Annotated in this window: 15 protein-coding genes; 13 read left to right on the forward strand and 2 right to left on the reverse strand. The window is 40.2% G+C overall.

Annotated features, from left to right (window positions below; all coding sequences use genetic code 11):
• The first annotated feature begins 1 nt into the window (after window position 1).
• The 12 genes from lptE (at window position 2) to lipA (ending at window position 10,165) form a co-directional block, all read left to right on the forward strand.
• The gene (gene lptE, locus I6F42_RS12600; protein WP_010554703.1) at window positions 2–493 is read left to right on the forward strand and encodes an LPS assembly lipoprotein LptE; all 492 of its coding nucleotides are present in this window, start codon (window positions 2–4) and stop codon (window positions 491–493) included.
• Window positions 493–1,530 (forward strand): DNA polymerase III subunit delta, encoded by a 1,038-nt coding sequence (gene holA / locus I6F42_RS12605; RefSeq protein WP_010554702.1) that lies wholly within the window; start codon window positions 493–495, stop codon window positions 1,528–1,530. The genes lptE and holA overlap by 1 nt, the downstream gene beginning before the upstream one ends.
• A gap of 21 nt (window positions 1,531–1,551) precedes the next feature.
• A complete protein-coding gene (nadD, locus tag I6F42_RS12610) occupies window positions 1,552–2,187 on the forward strand; it encodes a nicotinate-nucleotide adenylyltransferase (RefSeq protein ID WP_197152352.1) in 636 nt (211 codons plus the stop codon).
• 55 nt (window positions 2,188–2,242) lie between these two features.
• Complete coding sequence (rsfS, locus tag I6F42_RS12615) at window positions 2,243–2,560, forward strand: ribosome silencing factor (RefSeq protein ID WP_007585564.1); 318 nt, start codon at window positions 2,243–2,245, stop codon at window positions 2,558–2,560.
• A 37-nt stretch (window positions 2,561–2,597) separates the two neighbouring features.
• On the forward strand, window positions 2,598–3,068 hold the full coding sequence (gene rlmH / locus I6F42_RS12620) for a 23S rRNA (pseudouridine(1915)-N(3))-methyltransferase RlmH (RefSeq protein ID WP_197152353.1): 471 nt from the start codon (window positions 2,598–2,600) through the stop codon (window positions 3,066–3,068).
• Window positions 3,069–3,077: 9 nt separating this feature from the next.
• Window positions 3,078–4,946 carry a penicillin-binding protein 2 gene (gene mrdA, locus I6F42_RS12625; RefSeq protein WP_033012431.1) on the forward strand — a complete coding sequence of 623 codons (1,869 nt, stop codon included), beginning with the start codon at window positions 3,078–3,080 and terminating at the stop codon, window positions 4,944–4,946.
• The gene (gene rodA, locus I6F42_RS12630; protein WP_007585558.1) at window positions 4,943–6,049 is read left to right on the forward strand and encodes a rod shape-determining protein RodA; all 1,107 of its coding nucleotides are present in this window, start codon (window positions 4,943–4,945) and stop codon (window positions 6,047–6,049) included. The genes mrdA and rodA overlap by 4 nt, the downstream gene beginning before the upstream one ends.
• On the forward strand, window positions 6,049–6,813 hold the full coding sequence (locus tag I6F42_RS12635; RefSeq protein WP_010554698.1) for a septal ring lytic transglycosylase RlpA family protein: 765 nt from the start codon (window positions 6,049–6,051) through the stop codon (window positions 6,811–6,813). Before rodA ends, I6F42_RS12635 begins: the two co-directional genes overlap by 1 nt.
• Window positions 6,814–6,912: 99 nt before the next feature.
• The gene (locus I6F42_RS12640) at window positions 6,913–8,076 is read left to right on the forward strand and encodes a serine hydrolase (protein ID WP_010554697.1); all 1,164 of its coding nucleotides are present in this window, start codon (window positions 6,913–6,915) and stop codon (window positions 8,074–8,076) included.
• 175 nt (window positions 8,077–8,251) lie between these two features.
• Window positions 8,252–8,530, forward strand: a complete 279-nt coding sequence (ybeD, locus tag I6F42_RS12645; RefSeq protein ID WP_002958517.1) for a DUF493 family protein YbeD — start codon at window positions 8,252–8,254, stop codon at window positions 8,528–8,530.
• A 19-nt stretch (window positions 8,531–8,549) separates the two neighbouring features.
• Complete coding sequence (gene lipB, locus I6F42_RS12650) at window positions 8,550–9,203, forward strand: lipoyl(octanoyl) transferase LipB (RefSeq protein WP_010554695.1); 654 nt, start codon at window positions 8,550–8,552, stop codon at window positions 9,201–9,203.
• Window positions 9,200–10,165 carry a lipoyl synthase gene (lipA, locus tag I6F42_RS12655; protein ID WP_002958515.1) on the forward strand — a complete coding sequence of 322 codons (966 nt, stop codon included), beginning with the start codon at window positions 9,200–9,202 and terminating at the stop codon, window positions 10,163–10,165. Before lipB ends, lipA begins: the two co-directional genes overlap by 4 nt.
• An 80-nt stretch (window positions 10,166–10,245) precedes the next feature.
• Here lipA and I6F42_RS12660 read toward each other — a convergent pair whose 3' ends face one another.
• Window positions 10,246–11,532 (reverse strand): VCBS domain-containing protein, encoded by a 1,287-nt coding sequence (locus I6F42_RS12660; protein WP_197152354.1) that lies wholly within the window; start codon window positions 11,530–11,532, stop codon window positions 10,246–10,248.
• Window positions 11,533–11,788: 256 nt separating this feature from the next.
• On the opposite strand from I6F42_RS12660, the gene I6F42_RS12665 reads away from it, so the two are divergent.
• Window positions 11,789–12,028, forward strand: coding sequence for an RNA-binding protein (locus I6F42_RS12665; RefSeq protein ID WP_007585551.1), 240 nt, complete (start codon window positions 11,789–11,791; stop codon window positions 12,026–12,028).
• A gap of 106 nt (window positions 12,029–12,134) precedes the next feature.
• On the opposite strand, the gene I6F42_RS12670 is transcribed toward I6F42_RS12665, so the two are convergent.
• The gene (locus I6F42_RS12670) at window positions 12,135–12,284 is read right to left on the reverse strand and encodes a hypothetical protein (RefSeq protein ID WP_007585545.1); all 150 of its coding nucleotides are present in this window, start codon (window positions 12,282–12,284) and stop codon (window positions 12,135–12,137) included.
• Window positions 12,285–12,410 lie beyond the last annotated feature (126 nt).

The raw sequence follows: 12,410 nt of genomic DNA on the forward strand, positions 1-12,410 counted from the left end.
TATGGCTGCATTTAACGCCATTAAAAATGGACTAGCCTTAGTGCTAGTCTGTTTTTTGTTATCAAGCTGTGGCTTTCATTTAAAAAAAGCCTCTAGCCTGCCTGATAACTTAAAACAGCTAACACTTGTAGGCGATGACGAAAAATCGACTTTATTCACTGAGCTTAAAAAAGAGCTTAAAGCGAGTAACGTAGAGTTAGTATCGTCAGCTAAAGATAAAGCCCAATTGTATTTACGTAAAGAAAGCATTGAACGCCAAACACTTTCGCTGTTTCAAAACGGCCAAGTTGCTGAATATGAGCTCGCTTATGGCGTATCGTATGTAGTTAAACGCCCAGGTGAAAAAGCGATAGAAAAACGTTTTGAGCTTTACCGTAATTACCAAGACGACCCGGATCACGCATTAGCAAAAGCAAAAGAGCTTGAGCTACTTATTAGCGAAATTCGTGAGCAAGCCAGTCGTCGTATTGTTAGAGAGCTGTCGCAACTATAATGCGCTGCTACGCTAATCAACTACCGAGTGAATTAAATAAAGGGCTAAAGCCCTTTTATTTAGTATTTGGAGAAGAGCCTTTTCAAGAAGCGCAGTGCGTACAACAAATTCGCGACAGTGCTAAGCAACAAGGTTTTGATGAAGTAATTAAGTTTACTTTAATGCAAGGATTCGATTGGCAAGAAATTATAGCCCAGTACCAAAGTATGTCGCTGTTTAGCGCCCGCACTATTATTGAGCTTGATTTAAACCAACAAAAGCCAGGCGTTATTGGCAGCAACACCTTTAAAAAAGTAGTTGAGCTGGTTAATCCCGATACTATTTTAATTGTTAAAGGCGCTAAAGCCAGCCAAGAAGTACAACGTGGAGCATGGTTTAAAGCTCTTGATAAGCAAGGTGTATTTGTACCTTGCTACCCGCTTACGGGCTCTCATGTAAAACGATGGCTTGATGAGCAATGCCAACGTTTATCACTTAATATGCAAAGCGACGCCAAAGTAAGCTTAATAAATGCCACCGAAGGCAACTTGTTAGCCTGTTTTCAGGAGCTTGAAAAGCTCTCGCTGCTACACGGCAATGCATTAATTACTCAGCAATTAGTAATGCAAGGCCTATTAAACCAAGCCAAATTTGATATTTTTGATTTAAGCGATGCGCTATTAAATGGCCACGCCAAACAAGCTATAAAAGTATTAAACAAACTTGCCAGCGATAACACCGAAGTGGTGAGCATTTTGTGGGCTATAACCAAAGAGCTTAATACACTTATAAGTGTGCAACTTGGTTTATTAAATGGCGAACCTATCGCTAATTTATTTAAACAAAAAGCAATTTGGAAAAACCAACAAGGTCCAGTTCAAAACGCAATTAACCGTTTAAACATGCACACACTAGAACAAATAAACAGTGATGTTGCATTGTTTGATGCCAGTTACAAGCAAGGTAATTTAATTGCACCTTACCAAGCGCTTGCTCATATTTGTATTAAATTTTGCCAGCCGCTCAACATTCCTATGCCGTGCCACGCGGTTAATTAATAAATAGCTAATGGGTGTTAAATGATCGCAATTTTTGGTGGCACTTTCGACCCAGTCCATTTAGGCCATCTAAATATGGCGCAGCAATGCGTAAATGCGTTTAATTTAGATACGCTTTATTTTATGCCCTGTGCATTACCTGCACATAAAGCAGCTCCGGGTATTAGTGCAGAGCACCGAATTAATATGCTCAACGCAGCTATTGCTCCTTATCCTCATTTTGAACTCGATTTAAGAGAACTTAATCGAACCGGTCCATCGTATTCGTTGCTGAGCTTACAAGAACTTCGTAAAGAACACCCCACTACACCTATTTTATTTTTAATTGGTATGGACTCATTTAACAACCTAGATAAGTGGTTTGAGTGGAAGGCAATAACGCAGCTTTGCCATATTGTGGTGTACCAGCGCCCTGCTCAACATTGCACTGTAACAGGTGAGCTCAAAAGCTATATGCAACGCGCAAATGCCGGCGAAGTAGCGGCACTTAAACACTCACTTGCAGGTAAACTTTATTTTTTACCGGGCGAAATGCTCGATGCGGCCTCAAGCACCATTCGCGAACAACTGAAAAAAAGTAATAAAAAGAATGAACTATTGCCCGATGCAGTGAGTCATTACATAGAAGTGCATCAGCTCTATCAAATTGATGCTTAAAAACTCCTAGCGTGTTAAAATGCGCGCCATTAAATTTTTAAATTGAGACAAAACCTTGGATTCAAAACAACTACTCGCCTTTGCTATGGACAAAATTGACGATATGAAAGCGCGTGACATCGTTCATATTGACGTTACTGGAACATCAGATATCACAGATTACATGGTAATTTGTTCTGGTACTTCTAAACGCCACGTACAGTCAATTGCCGATCACTTAGCAAAAGAAGCGCGTCATGCAGATTCAGAGCCATTAGGTTATGAAGGTGAAGGCGACGGCGAATGGGCACTGGTTGATTTAGGTGATGTGGTTGTACACGTGATGCAAAACGAAGCACGTAGCTATTACGATCTAGAAAAACTGTGGGGCTAAACGCTCACTCATTTTAGACAATGCTTGGAAGTAATACGTGAAAATACAAATGATTGCTGTTGGTACTAAAATGCCAGCATGGGTAGAAACGGGATTTGCAGAATATCAGCGACGTTTCCCTAAAGATATGGCCCTAGAGTTAATTGAAATTCAAGCCGGAAAACGTGGTAAAAATGCAGATATAAAACGTATTTTACACATTGAAGGTGAAAAAACATTAGCGGCTATTCCAAAAGGCAATCGTATTGTAACGTTAGAGGTAACAGGGAAAGCGCTGGATACTCACCAACTTGCTAACAATATGGAAAAATGGCAACTCGATGGCCGCGATGTAAGTTTACTTATTGGCGGACCTGAAGGACTTGCTCCAGAGTGCATTGCAGCTTCTGAGCAAAAATGGTCGTTATCTAATTTAACATTGCCGCACCCTTTGGTGCGTATAATTGTTGCAGAGAGCCTTTACCGAGGTTGGAGCTTAAATAACAACCATCCTTATCATCGCGAGTAACCCCTTGCCATGCTAAAACATAGACCCACTATTCGTGACCACTCCGCAGAAGCAAACTTATTTGCTAGGCGAGCATTCGTGGGTTTTGTTTTTGTATTAGGATTAGTCGCTGTATTACTTTCTAATCTTTATACTATTCAGGTAGAAGATCACCAAGACTACCAAACCCGCTCCAACGATAACCGCATTAAAGTTATTCCTATTGCACCCAACCGTGGTTTAATTTACGACCGTAACGGTGTGCTACTTGCTGAAAACAAACCTGTTTACAACCTTGAAGTCATCCCCGAAGAGGTAGATGACCTTGACGAATCGCTTGATCAAATAAGTAAAATAATTGCGATTACAGAGCAAGATAAACAAGACTTTTTAAAAGATATAAAACACACCCGTCGTTTTAAATCACAAGTATTAAAAGCCCGCTTAGACGAAACAGAAGTGGCGAAATTTTCGGTTAATCAACATAAATTCCCTGGTTTTAGTATTGAGGCACGTCTGGCTCGCTACTACCCATTTGGCGACACGCTAACGCATGCGCTTGGATATGTTGCCAAGCTTAATAGAAAAGAGCTAAACCAATTAGAACAAGAAGATCGTGCAACCAATTACCGTGCTACATATGATATTGGCAAGCTCGGATTAGAAAAATACTATGAAGAGACATTGCACGGTAAAGTGGGCTCACAACGGGTAGAAGTTAATAACCGTGGCCGTGTAATTCGCACTCTAAGCATGACCCAGCCACAACCTGGTAGCGATTTAGTACTTACCTTAGACATTGGCTTGCAACAAATTGCACAGCATGGGCTTAAAGATATGCGTGGCGCTGTTGTAGTTATGGATGCAAAAGATGGTGGCGTGCTGGCACTTTATTCAAACCCAAGTTATGACCCAAATTTATTTGTACACGGCATTAGCAGCAAAAATTATAAAGCGTTACTTAACCAAGACCGTCCGCTAATAAACCGTACTACGCAAGGTCGTTATGCGCCTGCCTCTACGGTAAAGCCCTTAATGGCTGTATTAGCGCTTGAAGAAAATATAGTAAATGAATCAACATCAATGTGGGATCCTGGTTTTTTTCAAATTCCAAATGTTGAACACAAATGGCGAGATTGGAAACGTTGGGGCCATGGTCATGTGGATGTATACAAGGCGATTGAAGAGTCGTGCGATACCTATTTTTACGATGCGGCTTATCGATTAGGCATTACTAAAATCAGTGATTTTATGGCCCGTTTTGGCTACGGCGATTTGTCAGGTATTGATATTCATGAAGAAACTACTGCTATTCTACCTTCAAAAGAATGGAAAGAAGGACGCTTTAAAGAGTCTTGGTGGCGTGGTGATACTATTTCGGTAGGTATTGGTCAAGGTTACTGGACTGCTACACCAATTCAAATTGCAAATGCGACTAACATATTAGTTAATCGTGGTATTAATCATCCACCTCATTTGGTGCAAGTAATAAAAAAAGATAGCGACATAACGCAAATTAACAACGAAGAAAAACCCCCTGTTATTTTAAAAGATCCACGCCATTGGCAGGTATCGTTAGATGCAATGCATAATACAGTTCAAAAAATATCAGGCACAGCGCACAAAGCATTTAAAGGCACTAACTACGACTCGGCTGGTAAAACGGGTACTGCACAGGTAGTTAGTATTGCCCAAGGTGAACGCTACGATGCAGAATCGCTTAAAGAGCGCCAGCGTGACAACACAATTTACGTAGGGTTTGCACCTTACAACGATCCTAAAATTGTGGTTTCTGTTGTATTAGAAAACAACCACGGCGGTATTCAAATTGCTCGCCAACTTATGGATTACTACTTTGCAGCTAATCCAGTTAATCTTGCAAGGAACGATACACCATGACCGCTTTGCACGATAAACGCTCTATTTGGATGCGTATGCATCTAGACCTACCACTGCTTATTGCATTACTCATAATGATGGCTGGTAGCATAATGGTTGTTTACAGCGCAAGCGGCCAAGACTCTTCAATGATGATTAGGCACATGACTCGTATGGGCGGTGCGGTTGTTGCTATGGTTGTTTTGGCCCAGTTTTCGCCTGCCACATTAAAGCGTTTAGTGATCCCACTTTATTGCGTTGGTTTATTAATGCTAGTGGGTGTACTTTTATTTGGCGTAAGCTCAAAAGGCGCACAGCGATGGCTCGATTTAGGGGTGACACGGTTTCAACCTGCAGAATTAATGAAGCTGGCAGTCCCTATGATGGTAGCTTGGTATATAGGGCGTAATCACTTACCTCCTCGGCCAATGCACTTAATTATTGGCTTTATGATTGTAATGCTCCCTACATTATTAATTAAAGAACAACCCGATTTAGGTACCGCTATACTTATTGCAAGTTCAGGTATATTTGTTTTGTTTTTGTCTGGATTAAGTTGGCGTTTAATCGGCTTTTTAAGCTCTATAGTAGCGCTTGCCGCATGGCCATTTTGGCACTACGGTATGCACGATTATCAAAAGCAGCGTGTACTCACCTTTTTAGACCCTGAGAGCGATCCGCTCGGTTCGGGTTATCATATTATTCAATCTAAAATTGCTATTGGCTCAGGCGGTATAGAAGGTAAAGGCTGGCTGCTTGGTACGCAATCGCAATTAGAATTTTTGCCAGAGCGCCACACCGACTTTATATTTTCGGTTTTAAGCGAAGAATTTGGTTTATTTGGCGTATGTGTTTTACTTAGTCTCTATTTATTTATTATTGGCCGTGGTTTATACATTGCTGTTAATGCACAAGATGCATTTGGTAAATTGCTCGCAGGCGCACTCACCCTCACCTTTTTTGTGTACGTATTTGTAAACATAGGCATGGTATCGGGTTTATTACCTGTTGTAGGCGTACCTTTACCACTGATTAGTTATGGTGGTACATCGATGGTGACGTTAATGGCAGGATTTGGCATTATTATGTCAATCGCAACAGATAAAAGGATGCTTTTAAAATAATGCGACACACTAATCAGCTTATATTTACCACGTTATTAATTTTGCTTTTAAGTGCATGTAGTAGCGGCTCAAGTAGCCGTTATAGCATGCGCCATGATGCAGCACCACTTAGAGCCCCGACTACACTTGAGATGCAAGACGCGATAGTTACCGAAGTAACTAAAAGCGCCAGCGCTAGCCGCCCATATACAGTGCTTGGTAAAAGTTATTCGCCCATGCTTGATGAGACAGGCTTTAGTGAAGAAGGCATTGCCTCTTGGTATGGTCGTAAGTTTCATGGTTATCACACCTCAAATGGTGAAACGTACGATATGTTTGCCATGACCGCAGCGCATAAAACGCTGCCACTACCTAGCTTTGTTAAAGTAACCAATACAGCAAATGGTAAATCGGTAATCGTACGCGTGAACGACCGGGGCCCGTTTCATGACGATAGAATAATTGACCTTTCGTACGCAGCCGCTTATAAGCTTGGCTATTACACCCATGGTACAGCAAAGGTTAAGCTAGAAGCCGTTACGCTTGCGGGCGCAACTGCGCGTCAAACCTATATTCAGGTAGCTGCAGGTAGTACACTTGCTAATATTGAAGCGCTTGCCAGCACATTGCGAGAGCAATACAAATTACCAACAAATATCGTTCAAAAAGACGACATTTACAGACTGCATTTAGGGCCAATAAAAGACACCCCTCATGCAGACGAAGTATTAAAAAAATTAAAACAAAATCAATTTCAAAACGCGTTCTTGCTTTACACTCAGTAAGACTAATACCCAAACTACCCCAGGATGCTCGCATCTTGGGGTGGTTTGGGTATAAAATGGCGTAACGCGAATCTTTAACTTTAACCATTAATGAGTATGATGAAATCTATTAAACATAAAATCCTCAAAGGTGTATGCGGCCTAGTTTGTACAGCCGCCGTATTTTCAGCCAGCGCCCAAATTATTCCGGCACCACCTCAAGTTAATGCGAAAGGTTATTTTTTAGTCGACTTTACAACAGGTAAAGTTATTGCTGAAGGTGAAGCCGATACACAGCTAGCACCTGCAAGTTTAACTAAAATGATGACCAGTTATGTAATTGGTACTGAAATTAAAGCAGGTAATATTGCCACTACCGATATGGTAACGGTAAGCGAAAAAGCATGGGCTAAAAACTTCCCAGAATCTTCAAAGATGTTTATTGAAGTAGGTAAGCAAATTAGTGTTGATCAGCTTAACCACGGTATTATTATCCAATCAGGTAATGATGCATGTGTTGCAATGGCTGAGCATATTGCTGGAAGCGAAAGCGCATTTGCTGATTTAATGAATGCCCACGCTGCTAAATTAGGTATGAGCAACAGCCACTTTATCAACAGCCACGGCCTTGATACTGACGAGCACTTCACAACGCCTCGCGATATGGCGACACTTGGTGCTGCACTTATTCGTGATGTGCCAGATGAATATGCACTTTATAAGCAAAAATCGTTTACTTATAACGGCATTAAGCAATATAACCGTAACTCATTATTGTGGGACGAAAGCTTAGATGTTGACGGTATTAAAACTGGTCATACATCAGAAGCTGGCTACAGCCTAGTTACCTCAGCAACTAAAAACGATATGCGTTTAATTGCTGTTGTTATGGGTACTACCAGCGAACGAGCTCGTAAAGTAGAAAGTAAAAAACTACTTAACTATGGTTTTCGTTTTTATGAAACAATTACTCCGTACAAAGCAGGCGATAGCTTTGCAGAACAACGTATTTGGATGGGTAACAAAGAAAATGTATCTTTAGGTATTTTAGAAGATACACCGATTACTATCCCACGTGGTCAGCATAAAAACCTTAAAGCTAACTTTGAGCTAGATAACACACTTGAAGCACCACTTGCTAAAGGTACTAAAGTAGGTACGTTATTCTTACAACTAGAGGGCGAAGATATTGCTCAATACCCACTAGTAACACTTGAAGAAGTGGAAGAAGGCAGCTTCTTTAGCAAAATTTATGATTACTTACGTTTACAGATCATGCAGTAATTTATAGCTCCCCTATTAACTAGGGTAACTAATTTAAACGTCTCCACTGTGAGGCGTTTTTTTTTGCTTGAAAAATGTTAGAATGCGCCCCATATAAGCAAGATTGCTAATTGCCTATCTGTATTAAGCTTCGAGCTTGCATAGAGTTCACACTTTTGTATGAGGAGTCACCGTCGTGGTTCAACCTGTTAAAGATACTAAATTTGATGAGTACCTAGAGTACCCTTGCCCATTTACATTCAGAATAATGGGTTTAGCTAATGTAAACTTAACTGATCAAATTTTAGCTAAGTTACAACCAATAGCACCTGGCGATTACGCCCCTAAAGTAAAACCAAGCAGCAAAGGTAATTACGAGTCAGTAAGCCTTGTAGCAACGGTTACTAGTGGCAAACACATTGAAGAAATTTACAACGTGATCAGCAATATTGATGACGTACGCCACATGCTTTAAGCCATAGTTGGGATTTGTTGTGAACGAAAACACTTTGATCGTACGCCAACTGGGTCGTCAGCGTTATATGCCAATTTGGCAAAAAATGCAGGACTTTACCGACACCCGTGATGAAAATACGCCAGATGAAATTTGGCTTGTAGAGCACGAGAGTGTATTCACCCAAGGTCAGGCTGGTAAGGACGAACACTTACTAGCTCCTGGCGACATTGAGGTGATTAAAGTTGACCGTGGCGGACAAGTAACTTATCACGGCCCTGGCCAGCAAATGATGTATGTATTATTTAATCTACGTCGTTTAAAGATTGGTGTACGTGAATTGGTTACATGGCTTGAAGAGTGCATTATTGAATCACTCGCCGAGTATGGTATTGAAGCTTATGCTAAAGCTGATGCACCCGGTGTTTACGTTAACGACAGCAAAATTGCATCCCTTGGGTTAAGGGTTCGTCGTGGTTGCTCGTTTCATGGCTTAGCATTAAATGTTAACATGGACCTAAGTCCATTTTTACGCATTAACCCATGTGGTTATGCGGGCATGAATATGGTGCAAACTAAAGAATTAGATGGTCCTCAAAACCTAGAAAGTGCAGGTGAAGGATTGGTGAAACACATGATCAAGAAGCTTAATGCAACACAGGTTAAGCATACTGAAGGGTTTGAAAACGAATGAATAAACCAGTCAAAATGGAACCAGGTGTAAAACTACGCGACGCAGAAAAAATGGCGTTGATCCCAGTAAAAGTTTTACCTACAGAAAAAACTGAAATGTTGCGTAAGCCAGAATGGTTAAAAATTCGCTTACCTAAATCAACCGATCGCATTGACGGCATTAAAAAAGCGCTACGTAAGCATGGCTTACACTCGGTATGTGAAGAGGCTTCGTGCCCTAACCTATCTGAATGTTTTAACCACGGTACAGCTACCTTTATGATTTTAGGTGCTATTTGTACTCGTCGTTGCCCATTTTGTGATGTTGCTCATGGTCGCCCATTAAAACCTGATGCCACTGAACCTGAAAAGCTAGCACTTACTATTAAAGATATGAAGCTAAGCTACGTTGTAATCACTTCAGTTGACCGTGATGATTTACGTGATGGTGGTGCACAGCATTTTGCCGATTGTATTCGCGAGATTCGTAAACATAATCCAACTATTACTATCGAAATTTTAGTACCTGATTTTCGTGGTCGTATGGACCGCGCACTAGAGATATTAATCGAGACGCCACCAGATGTGTTTAACCACAATCTTGAAACTGCGCCACGTTTATACAAACTAGCTCGCCCAGGTGCTGACTACAAATGGTCATTAGAATTACTTCGCCGCTTTAAAGAAGCTCACCCAGAAGTAAAAACTAAATCAGGCTTAATGGTAGGTTTAGGTGAAGAAATTAGCGAAATTGAAGAAGTGCTTCGCGATTTACGTGCACACAACGTTGACATGCTAACTGTAGGCCAATATCTACAACCATCTAAGCATCACTTACCGGTTAAACGCTACGTGCCACCAGTAGAGTTTGACGGCTTAAAAGCGTATGCAGACGAAATTGGCTTTACTCACGCGGCTTCTGGCCCGTTTGTGCGTTCAAGCTACCATGCTGATCAACAAGCAGCGGGTAAAGAAGTGAAGTAATCACTTTTCTCAAAAAATTAAAAAAGCCGTTAATAATGCATAATTATTAACGGCTTTTTCATGCTAATTGATAAAATAGCTTACTGCGCTAACTTACCTCTTGTGATAGAAAAATCAGCAAACCTAACACGTTCTTCATCAACTCGAAGGCTGTCGGTTTCAACAATTGAGCGGTATATTCCCCACTTAGGACGAGCAAAATCATCATCATTAAAGCCGCGCCACATATCTATGTTTTGCTCGCTTATATTAAATATCTCTGCGTTGTCGCTTAAGCGCGTTAATGTCATATCAAGCTTACCACTTTCACTAAATGTAGCTTGTACAAATACCTCGACCCATTCATCTGTTATTAAAGACCAGTCGGTTTCAATTAAGTTTTTATCAAGACCCGTGCTGTTACCGTTTTCGTCAAAGCCTGCGCTATATCGAACCTGTAGTTGATTGCCTGTACTGTTTTTTTGTGCACCTGAGAGAGTGATAATAGGCTGTTCGTCATTACCATTGGTGTTGTCGTTACGCTCGTTACGGGCTTTTATTTGAAAAAAATGGCTAAACTTACTCGTAAGCTCAAGCTCGCTACTTACTTTAAATTTCCAGCTGTATTGAAATGTCTCCCCCTCAAACGCCAGTGTTTCTTGCGGTGATTTATCGTAGGTTTTTATTTCGTTGCGTTGCCTGTCACTTGCACCTTTGTCTTTATCTTGGTCATCATCTCGGTGGGCTAAAAATACAAAATGGCTACCAATTATCGTATCAGTATCTTCGATAATATGGACAACACTTTCATGATTGCCAGCGTATAAATCTGGAGATTCAATTGACCCTTCGCCGAATGCATTTTCGATAAGTGTGTATGCGTCAAGTCCCGAATCTACGCCATCTGATTGCAATAACACGTGCGAGATGCTCTCAAAGCCATCAGCTTGAGTTATTGGTGCACCAACAATTGTTATGATAATTTGTGCGCCAGTACCATCTAAAGAGTTTACTGTTATTGTGTCTTGCAGTGTTTCATCTTCCCTTAAAGATGTTATTGAAGCATTTAAATCATCAAGTGTGTATGACCAATCTCCACCAGCATTTAAGCTAATAAAACCATAGCTTGTAGCGCTATTTTCTTGTGCTATAAAAGCAGCCTCACCGGATTGTTGATCAGTAATGGTTAATGAGCCTGTTATTGCATCATTACTATCACTAATAACTTCGCCTCGGCTATTACCACCAATTATTGCAGGAGTTTGTAAAGTAATCGCTTCATTATTTTGCACCGTAGAATCAGAGCCAGAGCTGCCACAACCAACAACTAAACAAGATAGAAGTGCGGTTGTAATTACATTACGCAGTTTAAGATTATATTTAGGCATTGTTAGTTTTATAGTTAATAGTAAGTTAATAAAACATAAACTTACCAATTAACTATGCAAATAACCACAACTCAATTACCAATTAACATGACCAATTTGATGACAATCCATTTAAAATTATAAAAGCTATGTTTTTTCAGTGTGATACAAACAATTATTCCTATAGAACGTTTATTTATATATGTTTTAAAATAAAATTAGGTTAAAGCTGAGTTACTTGAGATAATTAATACTGACATAATTATTTAGGTTCATTATGAAACTATTAGTTCGTAACTTGTCTCGTGCTACCACTGAGCATGAGCTTCGTACTTTATTTGCAGAGCACGGTAAAGTGACTACCTGCAACTTGGTACTTGATAAAGAAACTGGCCAATCTAAAGGCTTTGCCTTTTTAGAAATGCCAAACGACATAGAAAGTAAAAGCGCCATTAAAGCACTTAACCAATCTACTGTTGATAAAAGTAAGATCCGCGTAAAGCTTGCAGACGCATAAAGCTAACTGCAACTTATACTAAAAAACCAGCTAATGCTGGTTTTTTGCTTTTAGTGCCAAGTATTGTATTTAAGCTTTATATTTAGCTAAAAAAACTAAGCGGTTATTAAGCCGCTTTTTTTATACTTATAGTGCCCAATATTATAAAAGAAGCAGACAGCACAAAAAATGTCTCCTGCTCAGCTAATATTGCAGCAGCAAAAAATGCAATGCCACTAGCTATAAATAAATACCCACTTTTTTTACATTGGCTCATTATGTGCTCCCTTAGGTTGTTCGTTATTTATACACCTTATCAAATCAATCTGCAATTGAATGAAAAGTTCTCTATAAAAATTCGACATCGCTGCGGTGCTTCCTTTATATTGAAAGCCTAATTAAA

Origin of the sequence: Pseudoalteromonas sp. SWYJZ12 (genome assembly GCF_015864395.1) — a bacterium.
GTDB lineage: Bacteria > Pseudomonadota > Gammaproteobacteria > Enterobacterales > Alteromonadaceae > Pseudoalteromonas > Pseudoalteromonas arctica.